Source organism: Streptomyces sp. NPDC022552 (genome assembly GCF_055561875.1).
Map to the genome: position 1 here is coordinate 270247 of NZ_JBVHGJ010000004.1, position 16498 is coordinate 286744.

Annotated in this window: 15 protein-coding genes; 10 read left to right on the plus strand and 5 right to left on the minus strand. The window is 72.7% G+C overall.

Annotated elements, in window-relative coordinates; genetic code table 11:
• Positions 1–208 precede the first annotated feature (208 nt).
• Both ACZ3OF_RS14280 and ACZ3OF_RS14285 read left to right on the plus strand, forming a co-directional pair.
• Positions 209–835 (plus strand): DUF305 domain-containing protein, encoded by a 627-nt coding sequence (locus ACZ3OF_RS14280; RefSeq protein ID WP_361672979.1) that lies wholly within the window; start codon positions 209–211, stop codon positions 833–835.
• A gap of 112 nt (positions 836–947) precedes the next feature.
• Positions 948–2327, plus strand: coding sequence for an FAD-dependent oxidoreductase (locus ACZ3OF_RS14285; protein WP_361672976.1), 1380 nt, complete (start codon positions 948–950; stop codon positions 2325–2327).
• A 29-nt stretch (positions 2328–2356) separates the two neighbouring features.
• Here ACZ3OF_RS14285 and ACZ3OF_RS14290 read toward each other — a convergent pair whose 3' ends face one another.
• Entirely contained in the window at positions 2357–2704 is a 348-nt protein-coding gene (locus ACZ3OF_RS14290; protein ID WP_467304731.1) for an ArsR/SmtB family transcription factor, read from the minus strand.
• A gap of 119 nt (positions 2705–2823) precedes the next feature.
• Between ACZ3OF_RS14290 and ACZ3OF_RS14295 the strand changes: the two genes are divergently transcribed.
• The 5 genes from ACZ3OF_RS14295 (at position 2824) to ACZ3OF_RS14315 (ending at position 7906) form a co-directional block, all read left to right on the plus strand.
• Positions 2824–3906: an NADH:flavin oxidoreductase/NADH oxidase gene (locus ACZ3OF_RS14295; RefSeq protein WP_361672971.1), complete on the plus strand. Its 1083-nt coding sequence runs from the start codon at positions 2824–2826 to the stop codon at positions 3904–3906.
• Positions 3907–4123: 217 nt separating this feature from the next.
• Positions 4124–5209 (plus strand): WD40/YVTN/BNR-like repeat-containing protein, encoded by a 1086-nt coding sequence (locus tag ACZ3OF_RS14300; protein ID WP_361672968.1) that lies wholly within the window; start codon positions 4124–4126, stop codon positions 5207–5209.
• 34 nt (positions 5210–5243) lie between these two features.
• A complete protein-coding gene (locus ACZ3OF_RS14305) occupies positions 5244–5921 on the plus strand; it encodes a uracil-DNA glycosylase (protein WP_361672965.1) in 678 nt (225 codons plus the stop codon).
• Positions 5918–6895, plus strand: coding sequence for an N-acetylglucosamine kinase (locus ACZ3OF_RS14310; RefSeq protein ID WP_467304735.1), 978 nt, complete (start codon positions 5918–5920; stop codon positions 6893–6895). The genes ACZ3OF_RS14305 and ACZ3OF_RS14310 overlap by 4 nt, the downstream gene beginning before the upstream one ends.
• A gap of 87 nt (positions 6896–6982) precedes the next feature.
• Positions 6983–7906, plus strand: a complete 924-nt coding sequence (locus ACZ3OF_RS14315) for a sirohydrochlorin chelatase (RefSeq protein ID WP_361672960.1) — start codon at positions 6983–6985, stop codon at positions 7904–7906.
• 63 nt (positions 7907–7969) lie between these two features.
• Here the strand turns inward: ACZ3OF_RS14315 and ACZ3OF_RS14320 are convergent, their stop codons facing one another.
• Positions 7970–9016 (minus strand): lactonase family protein, encoded by a 1047-nt coding sequence (locus ACZ3OF_RS14320; protein WP_467304738.1) that lies wholly within the window; start codon positions 9014–9016, stop codon positions 7970–7972.
• Between the two features lie 324 nt (positions 9017–9340).
• Positions 9341–10843 carry an FUSC family protein gene (locus tag ACZ3OF_RS14325; RefSeq protein ID WP_361673323.1) on the minus strand — a complete coding sequence of 501 codons (1503 nt, stop codon included), beginning with the start codon at positions 10841–10843 and terminating at the stop codon, positions 9341–9343.
• 312 nt (positions 10844–11155) lie between these two features.
• Here ACZ3OF_RS14325 and ACZ3OF_RS14330 point away from each other — a divergent pair, with 312 nt between their 5' ends.
• The 3 genes from ACZ3OF_RS14330 to ACZ3OF_RS14340 all read left to right on the plus strand — a co-directional run bounded on the left by ACZ3OF_RS14330 (position 11156) and on the right by ACZ3OF_RS14340 (position 12996).
• Complete coding sequence (locus ACZ3OF_RS14330) at positions 11156–11638, plus strand: Lrp/AsnC family transcriptional regulator (RefSeq protein ID WP_361672954.1); 483 nt, start codon at positions 11156–11158, stop codon at positions 11636–11638.
• A 41-nt stretch (positions 11639–11679) separates the two neighbouring features.
• Entirely contained in the window at positions 11680–12375 is a 696-nt protein-coding gene (locus ACZ3OF_RS14335) for an HAD family hydrolase (protein WP_361672952.1), read from the plus strand.
• 168 nt (positions 12376–12543) lie between these two features.
• Positions 12544–12996 (plus strand): SRPBCC family protein, encoded by a 453-nt coding sequence (locus ACZ3OF_RS14340; protein ID WP_361437937.1) that lies wholly within the window; start codon positions 12544–12546, stop codon positions 12994–12996.
• Positions 12997–13053: 57 nt separating this feature from the next.
• Here ACZ3OF_RS14340 and ACZ3OF_RS14345 read toward each other — a convergent pair whose 3' ends face one another.
• Positions 13054–13854: an HAD-IIA family hydrolase gene (locus ACZ3OF_RS14345; RefSeq protein ID WP_361672949.1), complete on the minus strand. Its 801-nt coding sequence runs from the start codon at positions 13852–13854 to the stop codon at positions 13054–13056.
• A gap of 215 nt (positions 13855–14069) precedes the next feature.
• The gene (locus ACZ3OF_RS14350; protein WP_467304742.1) at positions 14070–16496 is read right to left on the minus strand and encodes an endo-beta-N-acetylglucosaminidase; all 2427 of its coding nucleotides are present in this window, start codon (positions 16494–16496) and stop codon (positions 14070–14072) included.
• Positions 16497–16498 lie beyond the last annotated feature (2 nt).

Consider the following 16498-nt stretch of genomic DNA (forward strand, 5'->3'; position numbering starts at 1 on the left):
TTCGTAGTTGAACGGTTGATGGACCCCGGCAGTATCGTCCTTAGCGTGCACATCTCAACAGATGGCAACACACATGTCATGAGAGTTTTTGATCGACTTCTCGTGGAAGCGTGCTAGGAACAGTCCACCCGGCCATGCCTCGGCCCTGCCCCCGGAACCACCCCTGGAGGTCGCCTTGTTGAACCGCCGTATCCGCGGAGCCGCCGCCGTGGCGCTCAGCGCTGTCGCCGTACTGGCGCTCGCCGCCTGTGACTCGGGCGCCGGCGCCGACTCGGGAGGCGAGCCGCAGAGCCAGGGCTCCACCGGGCCCGTGGTGGTGGCACCGGGGAAGCCCGGCGAGCCGGCGCGGAGGATATCGCCCGCCGAGGCGTCCAAGCTGCTGCCCGACGGCAGGCCCAACGCGGCCGACTTCACCTACGCCCAGATGATGATCGTCCATCACAAGCAGGCGCTCACGATGACCGCGTTCGTACCGGATCGTGCCGAATCGACGCAGATCAAGAAGCTGGCGGAGCGGATCTCGGCGGCGCAGAAGCCGGAGATCGGCGCGATGGAGGGATGGCTGAAAACCAACGGCGGCCCGCGCGAGCAGACCGGCCACGACCACCACACGATGCCGGGGATGGCGACCGAGGCTCAGCTCACGACGCTGAGGAACGCGAAGGGGAAGGCCTTCGACGAGCTGTTCCTGAAGCTCATGATCACCCACCACGACGGCGCCGTGACGATGGCGGCGGAGGTGCTGGGGAGCGGGAACAACGTGCTCGTGGAGGAGATGGCGAACGACGTGATCGCGCAGCAGACGGCGGAGATCAACCGGATGCGGTCGATGTAGCGCGGGCGGCGGCCGCGTTCCCGCCCGTGTCGCGCACCTCCCCTCCAGGGGCTTCCGGTGGGATGCTGGAAGCCTCTCGGCGGGCATCCCCGCGGCGGGAAGGAGTACGGACGTGCTTCGTGTCGCTGTCGTCGGTTCCGGGCCCAGCGGGGTCTACACGGCCCAGTCGCTGGTCCAGCAGTCGGTGGTGCCCGGGATACGGGTCGACGTCCTGGACCGGCTGCCCTGCCCGTACGGCCTGGTCCGCTACGGGGTCGCACCCGACCACGAGAAGATCAAGTCGCTGCAGCAGAACCTGCGGGCGGTCCTGGAGGACGAGCGGATCGCCTTCGTCGGCGACGTCGAGATCGGCGCGCGAGGGCTGACCCCGGCCCGCCTCCTGGAGCTGTACCACGCGGTCGTGTACTGCGTGGGCGCGGCACGGGACCGGCGCCTCGGGTTGCCCGGCGAGGACCTGGCGGGCAGCTACTCGGCGACGGACTTCGTCTCCTGGTACAGCGCGCACCCCGACGCCTCGGCCAACGGTTTCACCGGCTCCGGGACGGGGCTGAACGGCCGTTCCGCGGTCGTGATCGGTGTGGGCAACGTGGCGGTGGACGTCACGCGGATCCTGGCGCGGAGCGTGGACGAGCTGCGGACGACGGATGTGCCCGAGGGCGCGCTCAATGCGCTGGAGGCCAGCCGGGTGCGTGAGGTGCACATGGTCGGGCGGCGCGGGCCCGGGCAGGCCAAGTTCACGACGAAGGAGCTGCGGGAGCTGGGCTCGCTCCCGGGCGTGCGGGTGGGGGTGGAGGCGGCGGACCTGGCCCTGGATCCGTCGTTCGCCGACCCTTCGGGCCTCCCCGCGGTCAACCGGCGGAATGTGGAGGTCGTCCGCGGCTGGGCGGTGGGCGACGCGGGCGGGGACGACGTGACACGCGGGATCCGGTTGCGGTTCTTCCTGCGGCCCGTGGAGCTCCTCGGCGAGAACGGCCGCGTGGCCGCGGTCCGTTTCGAGCGGACCGAGCCGGACGGCGCCGGGGGTGTGCGGGGCACCGGCCGCTACGAGGAGATCGAGGCCCAACTGGTCCTGCGGGCCGTCGGGTACAAGGGTGTTCCGCTTCCCGGACTGCCGTTCGACGAGGCCCGGGGCACAGTGCCGAACGAGGCGGGTCGCGTGCTGCGGGACGGCGCCCCGTCGCCCGGCGAGTACGTGGCCGGCTGGATCAAGCGCGGCCCGACGGGCGTCATCGGCACGAACCGTCCGTGCGCGAAGGAGACGGTGACCTCGCTGCTGGCCGACGCGGCGGAGCTGGCGGGCCGTGAGGTGGCGGGCGACCCGCTCGCCGCACTGCGCGACCTGGGTCACGAGCCGGTCGCCTGGCGGGGCTGGCTCTCGATCGAGGAGGCGGAGTCGGCCCTCGGTCAGGCGCTGGGACGCGGTCGGGTGAAGATCCCCGACTGGGCGGGACTGCGGGCCGCCGCCCGCGAGGACGCGAGCGGGCGCGACTGAGGAGCCGGCGCCGTGCCCGGCCGGCGGACCTAGCCGTCCAGACGGGCGGACTGGGCTTTCGCCGCTGCCAGGACGCTGTCGAGGAGGCCGGGGAAGAGGGCGTCGAGGTCGTCCCGGCGCAGGGCGTTCAACTTGGCGGTGCCCTGATAGTCCTGCTGGATGACGCCGCTCTCGCGCAGCACGCGGAAGTGGTGCGTCTTCGTCGACTTGGTCACCGGGAGGTCGAAGAACGAGCAGGTCACCTCGGTGCCCTCGTGCGCCATGTCGCTGACGATCCGCAGCCGCACCGCGTCCGAGAGCGCGTGCAGCACACCCTCGAGGCGGATCTCCTCACGCGCGGGGTGGTCGAGGACGCGAGTCCTGGTCGCGGTCGTCACGGCGGCTCCACTTCGTTCGGGAACCACCATTGTACGATGAGCGCCGTAGTTTGACAGACGACGTACTACGATGGGTATCGTACGAGCGACCCGAAGGCCCCAGCACGAGGAGTTCCGCGATGGCCGTCGCCCTGTTCGAGCCCTACACCCTGCGGTCGTTGACCATCCCGAACCGGGTGTGGATGGCCCCCATGGACCAGTACTCGGCGGAGCCCTCCGGTCCGAACGCGGGCGTCGCGACCGACTGGCACTTCGCCCACTACGCGGCCCGCGCCACCGGCGGGACCGGGCTGATCGTCGTCGAGGCGACCGCGGTCGCCCCCGAGGGCCGGATCAGCCCCGCCGACCTCGGCATCTGGAACGACGCCCAGGCGGAGGCCCTGGGCCGGATCGCCCGCTTCCTCAAGGAGCACGGCACCGTGCCCGCCATTCAGCTCGGACACGGCGGCCGCAAGGCGTCCACCCGGCGCCCCTGGGAGGGCCGCGGGCCGGTCGCCCCGGGCGACCACGGCTGGCAGCCGGTCGCGCCGAGCCCCCTCCCGTTCGCCGAGGGCCATCTCGTCCCGACCGAGCTGACCCTCGACCAGATCGCCGAGATCCCGGGGAAGTTCGCCGAGGCGGCCCGCCGAGCGCTGGCCGCCGGCTTCGAGGTCGTCGAGGTGCACGGCGCCCACGGCTATCTGATCAGCAGCTTCCTCTCCCCGTACGCCAACCACCGCACCGACGCCTACGGCGGCTCGTTCGAGAACCGCACCCGGCTGGCCCTCGAAGTCGTCGACGCCGTCCGGGGCGTGTGGCCCGAGGAGCTGCCCCTCTTCTTCAAGATCTCGGCCACCGACTGGCTGGAGGGCGAGGGCTGGACCCCCGACGACACCGTCCGCTTCGCGCACCTGCTGCGTGAGCACGGGGTGGACCTGCTGGACGTCTCCAGCGGCGGCAACGGAGGACCGGCGCGGATCCCGCTCGCCCCTGGCTACCAGGTGCCGTTCGCGGCGCGCGTGAAGGCCGAGACCGGTCTGGCCGTCGGGGCCGTCGGGCTGATCACGGAGAGCGGGCAGGCGGAGAAGATCGTCGCCAACGGGGAGGCCGACGCCGTCCTGCTCGGCCGTGAGCTGCTCCGCGACGCGTCCTGGGCCCGCCGCGCGGCGCGCGAGCTGGGAGCCGAGACGCACGCGCCGGCGCCGTACGCCTGGGCGATCTGACACGGACCCTGGGGGCCCTCACCCTCCGTCCCTGCGCCTCTCCGGCTCTCCGGGTCTCCGGGTCTCCGTCGCTCCGGGGCTCCCTCTCTCCGGCTCTCCCTCCCCAGGGCCGGAACACGCCGCCGACCTGGGGAGACGCCCGCTCCGGGAGCCGCTGTCAGTGGTCGGGTGCAGACTGGCCCGTATCCGCGACAACGGCGTCCTGGAGGTGTCGGCCATGCCCGACGTAGTACTGACCGTAGGTACCCGCAAGGGTCTGTTCATCGGCCGACGGCGCGACGGCCGGTGGGAGTTCGACGAACCCCACTTCAACGCGCAGGCGATCTACTCGGTCGCGATCGACACGCGCCGCGCGACGCCGCGGCTGCTCGTCGGCGGGGACAGCTCGCACTGGGGTCCGTCCGTCTTCCACTCCGACGACTTCGGTGCGACATGGACCGAGCCCGCGAAGCCGGCCGTCAAGTTCCCCCAGGACACGGGCGCTTCGCTGGAGCGCGTCTGGCAGCTGCACCCCGCGCCCGCGCACTCCCCCGGCGTCGTCTACGCCGGGACGGAGCCCGCCGCCCTGTTCAGATCCGAGGACGACGGGGAGTCGTTCGAGCTGGTCCGCCCGCTCTGGGAGCACCCCACGCGGTCCCGGTGGGTGCCCGGCGGAGGTGGCGAGGCCGTGCACACGATCGTGACCGACCGGCGCGACCCGGCGGCGGTGACGGTCGCGGTGTCGACGGCCGGGGTGTTCCGCTCCCGGGACGGCGGGGCGAGCTGGGACCCCTCCAACCAGGGGGTGTCGGCGGTCTTCCTGCCCGATCCGGACCCGGAGTTCGGCCAGTGCGTGCACAAGATCGCGCAGGACGCCGGGGACCTGGACCGGCTCTATCTGCAGAACCACTGGGGTGTGTACCGCAGCGACGACGCGGGCGGGAAGTGGACCGACATCGGCGGCGGCCTGCCCTCCGACTTCGGCTTCACGGTGATCGCGCACCCCCATCGGGCCGATGTGGCCTACGTGTTCCCCATCAACGCCGACGCGGACCGGGTGCCCGCCGGCCGCCGTTGCCGGGTCTACCGTACGAGTGACGCCGGGGAGCACTGGGAGCCGCTGAGCGCGGGGCTGCCCGAGGGCGACCACTACGGCACGGTGCTGCGGGACGCGATGTGCACGGACGACGGGGATCCGGCGGGCGTCTACTTCGGCAACCGCAACGGCGAGCTGTACGCGAGCGCCGACGACGGCGACAGCTGGCGGCTCCTCGCCGAGCATCTGCCGGACGTGCTCTGTGTACGGGCGGCGGTGATCGGGTGAGGGGGCGGGACACTGCGCCAGTAGAGTGACGGCCGTGGCAGCACGACCGTTGAATGAGATCGTCGAGCCGGGCTGGGCGCACGCGCTCGCGCCGGTGGCCGACAACATCGCCGCGATGGGCGACTTCCTGCGCCGGGAGATCGCCTCCGGGCGTACCTACCTGCCCGCCGGAGCGAACGTCCTGCGCGCCTTCCAGCAGCCCTTCGACGAGGTCCGGGTCCTGATCGTCGGACAGGACCCGTACCCGACGCCGGGGCACGCGGTGGGACTGAGCTTCTCCGTGGCGCCGGAGGTGAGTCCGCTGCCACCGAGCCTGGAGAACATCTTCCGGGAGATGAACACCGATCTGGGGCTTCCCCGGCCCTCCAACGGCGATCTGACCCCGTGGACGCGCCAGGGAGTGCTGCTGCTCAACAGGGCGCTCACCACGGCGCCGAGGAAGCCCGGGGCACACCGCGACAAGGGCTGGGAGGCGGTCACGGAGCAGGCCATCCGCGCGCTCGCCTCGCGGGGCAAGCCGCTGGTGTCCGTGCTGTGGGGGCGTGACGCGCGCAATCTGCGTCCGCTGCTGGGCAATCTGCCGGCGATCGAGTCCTCGCACCCCTCCCCGATGTCCGCGGACCGCGGCTTCTTCGGGTCGCGGCCGTTCAGCCGCACCAACGAACTGCTCCTGCGCCAGGGGGCGCAGGAGGTGGACTGGCGGCTGCCGTGACGGCCGGGGCCGAGGGCTGGGTCGTCGGGGTCGACTCGGGCGGCTCCGGGCTGCGGATCGCCCTTGCGCGTGCCTCCGACGGGCGCGCCGTGGAGACCGTGACGTCCCGTGAGCCGGTGCGGACGGGTCCGGGCGGGATCGAGGCGGCCCATCTGCTGGATCAGCTCCTGCCGGCCGTGGAGGCGCTGCGGGGCCGCGCGGGGGCCGGACCCGTCGTCGCGCTGGCCGTCGGCGCCGCCGGGATGGCGACGCTCGGCGAGGAGCTGCGGGCGGTCCTGCCCGGCGCGTTGGACCGGGCGCTCGGCGTACGGCGGCTGGCGCTCGCGGCCGACGCCGTCACGGCGTACGCGGGAGCGCTCGGGCAGCGGCCCGGAGCGGTCGTCGCGGGCGGCACGGGCCTCATCGCCCTCGGTACGGATCTGACGACGTGGCGCCGTGCCGACGGCTGGGGCCATCTGCTGGGCGACTGCGGCGGGGGTGCCTGGATCGGCCGGGCCGGTCTGGAGGCCGCGATGCGGGCGTACGACGGTCGGCGCGGGGGTTCGTCCGCACTGCTCGCCCGTGCCGAGGCGCGGTTCGGCCCGGCGGCCGGTCTGCCGGGCGCGCTGTACCCCCGGACCGACCGACCCGCCGTGCTCGCGTCGTTCGCGCCGGACGTGGCCGGCTGCGCGTCCGACGGCGACCTGGTGGCGTCGGGGATCCTGCGGCAGGCGGCCGGGCACGTCGCCGAGGCCGCGGCCGCCGTGTGCCCGGCCACGGATGCGTACGACGTGGCACTGACGGGCGGCCTGTTCAAGCTGGGTGAGCCCCTTCTCGTACCGCTGCGTGCCGAGCTGGCGGAGCAACTGCCGCACGCCCGGCAGGCGTCGCCGGCCGGGGATCCGCTCTCCGGCGCGCTCGCCCTCGCCACCGCGCTGGCGACGGATTCACTACGGCTGCCGGTGGAGCCGAAGTTGTTGCATGTGACCGCGTAAGCCGCGGTTCGGACAAAGAGGGGCAGATAACGCTCTGCTGCACCTCACCGCAGTGCTCGGCGGTCAAAACCAGTAGCATGCGGCGCCATGAGCTCCCCCACTGGGCCTGCTTCCGGCCTGCCTGTACGAATGCCGCGACCCCGCCAGCCCGGGCGACACCGTCGCCCCGAACCCGTGGCGGCGCCCGAGGGCGCTCCCGCGCTGGTTCTCGCTGTTCCTGGTGCGCCGTCGGCCGCCATACGCTCGCTGGCCGAAGAGGTCGTGAGCATCGCCCGCTCCGAGCTGCCCGGCCTGGAGGCCGCGATCGGCTACCTGGACGGGGACGACGCCGAGTACCCCACCCTCGCGGGCGTGCTGGCGCGCGCCGAGGCGCTGCGCACCGAGCGGTACGAGCTGGCCCTGGCCGCCGGCCGTGAGGTCAGCGCCCCGGAGGGTCCGGCCGCGGTCGTCGTTCCGCTGCTCGCGGGCCCGGACAGCGCGCTGATGCGCCGGATCCGGCAGGCCGTGATGGACAGCGGCAACGTTGCCGAGCTGACGGACGTCCTCGGTCCGCACCCGCTGCTCGCCGAGGCGCTGCACGTGCGTCTGTCGGAGGCCGGTCTGGCCCGTGCGGACCGCGCGCGGCTCTTCACGGTCGCCACGGCCGCCGACGGCATCGTGCTCGCGACGGTCGGCGGCGAGGAGGCCGTGCAGGCCGCCGGTATCACCGGCATGCTGCTGGCCGCGCGCCTGGCCGTCCCGGTGATGGCCGCCGCGCTCGACCAGGAGGGTTCGATCACCGCGATCGCCGAGCAACTGCGCGGCTCCGGCTCGGAGCAGCTGGCGCTCGCCCCGTACCTGATCGGCCCCGAGCTGGCCGACGGCCTGCTCGACGCGGCCGCCAAGGAGGCGGGCTGCGCCGCCGCCGAGCCGCTGGGCGCGTACCCGGCGATCGGCAAGCTGGTGCTGTCGCAGTACACGGCGGCGCTGGGCATCGCGCCGCAGCAGCCGCAGGGGGCTCCGGCTCACTGAGTGGACGGGTGAGGGCCCGCACCGGATGTGTCCGGTGACGGGCCCTCACCCGTTTCGGCCGGATCAGCCGAAGACGACGCAGGAGGCGGCCGGGGCCTCGATGGAGCCCACGCGATGCGGAGTGCCGCTCTCCGCGTCAAGGTCGAACCAGGTCACGTCGCCGGAGCGCTCGTTGGCCGCGTACAGCCGCCGGCCGGAGGGGCCGAGGGCCAGGTCGCGCGGCCAGTGGCCGCCGCTGGGCACGGAGGTACGGAGTTCGGCCTTCTCGCCGCTCGGGTCGAGGGCGAGGACGGCGATGCTGTCGTCGCCGCGTACGGCGACCCACAGGAACCGGCCGTCGGGAGCCGCGACGATCGCGGAGGGATAGCTCGGCCCGGGGGTCCCGGCGGGGACGACGGGGGCCTCCCCGAGCGGCTCCAGGGTGCCCGTCGCGGCGTCCCAGCGGCAGACCGTGAGGACGGGCTCCAGCTCGTGCAGGACGTAGGCGTGGCTGCCCGCGGGATGGAAGGCCAGGTGGCGGGGGCCGGTGCCGGGGCGGAGGCTGGTCTCGCCGTGGTGGCGCGGCGCCCCGGAGACGGGGTCGAGGGCGTAGATCCGTACGGAGTCGGTACCGAGGTCCACGGCGGTCGCCCAGCGGCCGCCGGGGGCGGGCAGGACCTGGTGGGCGTGCGGGCCGCTCTGGCGGTCGGCGACGGGCCCGGAGCCCTCGTGGCGGGCGACGACGGTGGCGGCGCGGAGGGATCCGTCCGGGGCGATGGGCAGCGCGGTGACGCTGCCCGAGCTGTAGTTGGCGGTCAGCACGTGCCCCTCGGCGACGGCGAGATGCGTCGGCCCCGCGCCCCGTACGGCCACGGGCTCACCGAGGGGCCGGGGCACGTCCCCGGACACGTCGAAGGCGGCCACGGCGCCGTTCTCGGCCTCGGAGACGGCGTAGAGCACGGGGCCGACGAGGGTGAGGTAGGAGGGATCGGCGAGCTGTCCGGCCGCCCCGGTGACGACGAGGGCCCCGGTCTCCGGCTCGACCTCGGCCACGAGGATGCCGCGCCCCCCGGCCGACGTGAACGACCCGACGAAGGCCCGCACCGGTCCCCGCGCGTCTGTGCCACCCATGACATCTCCCCTCTCGGCCGCGCGGCCCTCGCCGAACGGCCCCGTAGTCGGGGCAGACGTTAGCAGGCGGTCTAGACCAACTTGGATCACTGACGCGCGGGGCACCTCCCCTGGGCCCGTGCGCCTCGCCGGACGTCGGCGGCCCACGGGCGTGACCACGGGGTCGGTGGGACGACACTGCACGCCTCCAGCGCGCTCAGGCGGCTCCGAGGCAGCCAAGGGCTCTGAGGCAGCCAAGCGGCGAGGAAGGCCGCCCAGGCGGCGAGAAGGCCGCCACCGGGGCGTGGACCGGGTCGCCGGCTCCCGGGCGGCGGCGCGGCGCTGTCAGGCCGCGGGGACCAGCGGGGCGCTGGGAGAGGTGCGCACCGGGGCCGCCAGGGCCACCAAGGCCTGCTCCAGGCCCTGGAGGTGCGTGAGTGCCGCCTCGGCGCCCGGGTGGTGGGTCGGCGCTCCGGAGACCTCCGCGGTGGCCCGGCGCGCGGGCCCCACCGGGGGAACGAGCGCGTGGACCGCCGACTCGACGCGCCACGCGGCGGCCGCGAGGCGGGCGTCGTGCGAGGCGTCCGGGTCCGCGGCGACCGCCGCCAGGCCGCGGATCTCACGGGCGCAGTCGTCCAGCAGCGCCAGGACCCGGCGGGCGCGCGCCTTGCGGGCCCGCAGCGGGCTCAGCGGGTGGACCAGCGGCGCCAGCGAGAGCCGGGCCCGGCCCAGCAGCACCTCCAGCTCCGCGGCGAGCGGCGCCGGGTCGGCCTCCGGGTCGCCGGCGAGGCGCCGCGCCGCCGCCGTGGTGCAGGCGTGCACGCAGGTCACGGCCCTCTCGATCCACGCGTTGGTGGCCGCGTGCGTCGTCACCGGCAGCAGCGCCACACCCACGGCCGCGCCGAGCGCGCCCACCGCCGTCTCCTCGAAACGCAGCACGAGCAGCCCCGGGTGCAGCACACCGAGGAGCCCGTACAGCAGCCCCGCCATGACGGTCACGAAGAACATCATCCAGCTGTACGAGAGGGGGGCCGTGTAGAAGATCCCGAAGACGCACACGGCGACCAGCGCGGCCGTCGGCGCGGGCGCGCCCGCCAGCGGGATCGCGATCAGGAACCCGGCGGCGATACCGGTCACCGTCCCGACGACCCGCCGGAAGCCACGGACCAGCGTCTCGCCGCGCGACGCGGTGTTGACGAAGATCCACCACGCGGTGCCGACGGCCCAGTACCAGCGCTCGTGCGAGATGAACTGACCCGCGGCGAGCGCGACCGCGCAGGCGACCGTCGCCTGGAACGCCTGCCGCGTCGTGGGCCGGCCGAGACCGCGGCCGGGCAGCTGGACGGGCGCGGCGGGAGGCGGCACGCGCCGCTCGATGCACCAGGCCACGAAGCGGACCGCCCCCGCCGCCGCGAGAGCCAGGCCCACCGCCCCGTACAGCTCCGGCAGCTGCGCCGGCAGCGCGTGCAGGAACTGGGTGACGAAGAACATCATGAACGCGAAGATGCCCAGCGCGTGTCCGCGCGGACCCCACCGGCGCGCGTACACGCCCGCGAAGATCACGAGGAGCCAGGACACGTCACGCAGCAGCGGGGCGCCGTGCAGCGTGGTCGCCAGGGCGAGGACCGGGAAGCCGGCCGCGGGAAGCAGCGCCGTCGTCACGGCCTGACGGCGGACGGTGGGGTCGGCGACGGTGAAGAGCGCGAGCAGGGCCGCGAGGCCGCCGGTGATCGACGCCGTGAGAGAGAGTCCGCAGAGTTCGGCCGCGGCGACGGCGACGGCGATGGCGAGGACGGCGCGCGAGGAGACGCGCAGCCGGACGCGGCCCGGATCGGGGGCCACGAACACCAGCCTGACCAGCCGACGACCGGTCGCCCGGAGGTTCTTCACGACGGTAGTTCCGCCCCCGCTGCTGAACACACACCCTCTTCGCGTCATCTCGTGCCCCGGCCTGCTTGTGGCGGCCCCAGGGCATGGGAAAGGCGCCGCGGTCCGGTCACCGGCCTCGTCGCCGGTCCGGCGCTCGCGCGGCGCCATGAATTCACTACTGTTCTCAGAGGAAAACACCTGGACACCCAGTGGCTCAACCGACGCGCCGAATGCTGGACCATTGGTACAGTCGGGAGAGCACGAGCCCAACCAGAAGGGAGCCAACGGACCATGTCGGTGGACGAGCTCGACACCCGGATCCTGCGGCTCCTGATCGAGCAGCCGCGCACCAGCGTGCGCGAGTACGCGCGGATCCTCGGGGTCGCCCGGGGCACGGTGCAGGCCCGGATCGACCGGCTGGAGCGGGACGGTGTGATCACGGCGACCGGTCCGGTCCTCTCCCCCGCCGCGCTCGGTCACCCCGTCCTCGCGTTCGTCCACATCGAGGTCACCCAGGGGCATCTGGACGAGGTCGGCGACGCGCTCGCCGCGGTGCCGGAGATCGTCGAGGCGTTCTCCATCACCGGCGGCGGGGACCTCCTCACGCGGGTGGTGGCCCGGGACAACGGGCACCTGGAGGACGTGATCCAGCGATTGATCCAGCTGCCGGGCGTGGTCAGGACCCGTACGGAGATGGCGCTGCGCGAGCGCGTGGCGCACCGGCTCCTGCCGCTCGTGGAGTCGGTGGGGCGCGCCTCGGCCCGCAGAGGCTGACGCCGGACCGACCCCCTCCCGGCCGTTGAGATGCTTGACCCATGAGCACCTCCCCCACCTCGGTCATCTTCGATCTCGACGGAACACTGGTGGACAGCGAGCCGAACTACTACGAGGCCACCCGGCGCACCCTCACCGCCTTCGCCGGCGCCACGGACTTCGACTGGGAGCGGCACACCCGGTTCATCGGGATCGGGACGCGCGAGACGCTGGAGATCCTCGCCGTGCGGTACGGGATCGACGCGCCCGTGGACGAGCTGCTCGACGCCACCAACCGGAGCTATCTGGAGCTGGCGCGGGCCTCGACCCCCGTCTATCCGGAGATGCGGACGTTCGTGGAGCACCTGCACACGGCAGGGGTGCCGATGGCCGTGGCCTCCGGTTCGTCCCGCGCAGCGATCGAGGCGGTCCTCGCCGGCACCGGTCTGAACGCCCATCTGACGACGCTCGTCTCCGCGGAGGAGGTCGGGCGCGGCAAGCCGGAGCCGGACGTCTTCCTCGAGGCCGCGCGTCGGCTCGGCGCGGAGCCGGCGCAGTGCGTGGTGTTCGAGGACGCAGCCCCGGGCGCACTCGCGGCGAAGGCGGCCGCCATGCGGTGCGTGGCGCTGCCGTACGTGGCGGACACGGCGGACGATCCTGCGTTCCTCGCCGCCGATCTGCTCTTCCCGGGCGGCCAGGCGGAGTTCACGGCGGACGCGGCGCTGGGGTGGCTCGGCCTGCCGGTCCGGACACGCTGAGACGCGGGGGTCCCCGTGACCCGCTCCGAGATTTCGGCCCGGGCGGCATGCGACCGGATGGACAGGTCCCCCGGTGCCGTTGATTGGGATCAATAGCGACACTTCGCCACACATGGGATCATTTGTATGAAGTAACAACACACGACTCAGGCACTCAAAGAGGGCGAAATGTCTGCCATCAAGGAATCCATCGACATTTCCCGGAGCCCCGAGGAGGTCTTCTCCTACGTGACCGACCCCACCCATCTGCCCGAGTGGCAGGAGAGCGCCGTCTCGGTCCGGCCGCTGGGAGACGTACCGCTGGGCGTCGGTTCGAAGGTCGCCGTGACCCGGCGGATGGGACGGCGCGAGATGGTCACGACGATGCAGGTCATCGACATGGACCCACCCAGGAGTTGGCACATCCACGGCATCGACGGCCCGGTGCGCGGTGACGTCCAGGGCAGGATCGAGCCGATCGACGACGGCACGCGCTCCCGGCTCACGATCTCCCTGGATTTCGAGGGCCATGGGAGGGGCAAGATGCTCGTCCCTCTCGTCGTCCGCCCGGCCACGCGTAAGGAGTTGCCCCGGAACGAGCAGAACCTGAAGGGCATCCTGGAGTCGGGAGCCGCCCGTTGAGCGGCGCGTCGCATCGGGCAGGTGCGGCTCGGGACCCACTCTGACCTGCGGAAACGATCAGTCTTCGCTCGTCCGGGTGAGATCGTCGATGAGATCGGGGACATCGGCGAACGAGTCGAGGACATGGTCCGGTTCTCCGGAGGCCGCGCGGTGCGTCTCGGGCAGGTACTTGCCGGTCTTCACCAAGGCCCCGGTGATCCCGCAGCGCTGGGCGGCCAGGACGTCCGACTCGATGTCGTCGCCGACCATCAAGGTGCTCGCGGCCCCGGCGCCGACGTGCGCGAGGGCGGTCTCGAAGAAGGCCCGGGACGGTTTGCCGGTGATCTCCGCCTCGACTCCGGCGGCTCGTTCGAGCCCGACGAGGAAGGCTCCGGTATCGAGGTCGAGGCCGTCGGCGGTACGCCAGTAGAGGTTGCGGTGCATGGCCACCAGCCGTGCGCCGCCCCGTACATGACGGAACGCGCGGTTGAGCGCCGCGTAGCCGAAGTCCTCACCTGCCCCGCCGAGCACGACCACGTCGGGCCTTTCGTCCTCTTCGGTGAGCGTCAGGCCGGCGAGGTCGTCCCGTACGTCCCCGGTGCTGATCACCAGACATCGCGCATCGGGGTGCTGTTCCCGCAGGTGGGCGGCGGTGGCGGCGGGCGCGGTGAGGATGTCGTCGACGGCGACGGGAAAGCCCTCATCGGCCAGCGTGGCGGCGATGGAGGCGCGGGTGCGCGAGGTCGTGTTCGTGACCAGCGCGAGCGGAGTTCCGCTCTCCCGCAGTCGCTCCATGGCCGCCACGGCGCCCGGCAGCGGTTTCCAGGAGACGGTGAGCACACCGTCGATGTCGATGAGGACCGCTTCGATACGGGGCATGGGGAGGACCCTCCACACATGCAGTCCCCGGTAGTCCGTCTCCGCACTCGGACGTCTCGGCCGTCGCCGAAAGGCCTGAGTTCCGGGAGGATCTGCCGGGGGCCTGGCCAGAGCCAGCGAGTGGGTCACGCGGGTCGGCGAACGTCTTCGCCGACGGGTGCGGCTCGCTCTGGTTTTCTGGTGTATTAGGGATTTTCCTCCTTATTTCCCCCTCGTCAAGACCCCCAGACCTCGAACTCGTAGATCCGTGCGGCCGGATCGGTGGTCTGCGAGGGCCTGGTGATCTGGAGACGTACGTAGCGTGCCGAGGCGCTCACCGGGTGCGTCGTCGTGGCCGCCGTGCTGCCGGTGACCGTCGCGACGGTCGTCCAGGGGTCCGCGGTGGAACTCCGGACCTGGACGGTGAAGTCCCGGGTGTTCCAGGACGCGCTCTCGCCTCCCGCCGCCGCGTGCTTCACCGTGACGCGGTCGACGGATCGGCCCGCCCCGAGGTCGACCTCCAGCCACTTGGCCGATGTCGTGGTGCACCACTTGTCGGTCGTACCGCCGGAGACCGAGCCGTTGACCGCCTTGGCCGGGGTCTCGCCGCTGTTGCACTGGCCGGAGGCGGTCGCCGGGCGGCCGAGGGCGAGGTTGGACTCGGTGCTCGGGGACCAGCCGACGGTGGTGGTCGCGGCCGGCGAGCGGCCGTACTCGGTGGAGACGGCCTCGACGTCGAGCGTCGTCGACGTCTCCGTTCCCGCACGGTCGAGCCGGGGGACGAAGAGGGCGTCGTTGGGGGTGGCGCCGAGGAAGGTACGGGTGGATTCGGCGTTCCGCCGGTAGACCTCGTAGTGGTGGACGGAGCCGGAGGCCGAGGGGGTCCAGGCCAGGCGCAGGGACTTGGCGCCCGCGCCGACATCGGTGGCGCCGAGGACGGTGACCCCGGTCGGGGCGGCGGCGGTGTCCACGGCCCCGTCGTGGACGGCGAGTTGGCCGACCCGGATGTCGTACGCGGGGACGGAACCGGCGGCCTGCAGCCCGATCTGGGCGATGGTCCGGCCGGCGAAGGCGGACAGGTCGAGCGTCTTGCGCTCCCAGCCGGTCGTGGTGGTCGAGCCGAGGTCGAGGGTGGTGAAGGTGGTCGGCGCCTCGGTGAACGAGACGGCGGCCTTCAGGCGGGTGGGCCCGGCGGCCGGGGTCTTCAGGACCACCGACAGCCTGGTGTCGGCGGCGACCGCCAGCTTCGTCTGGTAGAGCCGGACGGTGTTCACGGCGTCGAGCGTGCCCGTCAGGCGCAGCGAGGAGCCGCCCTCGTAGGCGTCGGTGAAGTCGATGGACGGGGTCAGCCGGGAGCCGCTGGAGGTGACGAGCCAGCGGTAGGTCGGCGGCACGTCCTGGAGGGAGAGGTTGTTCCAGCCGGTGGAGGAGACCCGTACGCCGCCGGAGTGGAAGAAGTCGCCCTGCCCGGCGCCGAACGAGGTGACGAACGGTTTGGCGGTGACGGCGGACGATTCCGGGACGTAGTGGGCGAGGCCCTTCCAGGCCGAGGTCGTCGTGGTGTTCGACGGGTCGCCGTTGGCTCCGTCCCAGTAACGGGCCTCGCGGGCATGGGAGTCGGCGCGCCCGGTGGAGGAGGTGAAGGTCCACTCGGGCCGGTAGATGCCGAGCGAGGTGACGTGCGGCTGACCTGCGGGGAAGACCGAGGCCCAGGGGACGGAGGTGTTGTGGCCGTTCGCCTCGGTGTCGATGCCGGAGTACAGCTCGTACTCGCTCCGGCCGAGGCTCCGGGCGAGCGTACGGGAGGAGGTGAGGCCGGACGCGCTCCAGCCGAAGTCGAGGAACATCGAGTCGGAGGTCCGCTGCGAACCCTCCTGGAGGAACGCGTCGTTGGCGGAGGTCAGCGAGTCCTGCCAGGTCACCGCGCCGGACTCGGTCATCGCGTCGTACCACATGAACTCGACGGGCCCGAGGGAGCGGGCGTACCGCATCTCGTTGCGCAGCTCGGTGGCGAGGGCCGCGTCGCCGCCCGCCGTCTCCTGGTTGATGAACCAGCCGTCGAAGCCGTAGTACTGGGCCACTTGGGCGAGCTTGTCGGCGACGGGGTAGGTGGAGCCGGACTTCCGGGCGAAGTCGCGTACCCACTGGATCTGGCCGCCGTAGGCGGTCGGCGGGAAGAAGACGGTGCCGTAGACCTTGACGCCGTTGCGGTGCGCGGCGTCGATGACGGTCGCGTTGGGGGCGAGGATCAGGCCCTCGCTCGCCGAACCGCCCCAGAAGACCAGCTTGTCGATGTACTGCCAGTGGCCGAAGGCGTAGTAGTGCGGGTTCGTGGAGCCCTGCGAGGGGTTGTTCGAGGTGGGGCCGAAGGAGACGAGCGCGGCGATCTTTCCCTCGCCCGGGCGGGCGTTGGCGTTGGCCTTGAGCGCCGGGTCGGAGACACGGGGGCGCAGCGGGACGCGGGAGCGGTTGAACCGCGCGTCGGGGTCGGTGGCCGGGTCCCAGTTCAGGAGCGTGTCGGGGTGCCAGTACGAGGCGTAGGGCTGGTCGCCGGCGGCGGCCGGGGCCTGGGGCGCCGCGTGCGCCTCGGGCGCGTGGGGGGCGAGGCCGAACAGGGCGGCGAGGAGCGCCGCGACCGTCAGCAGGGGGAGGTGTCGTCTCATCC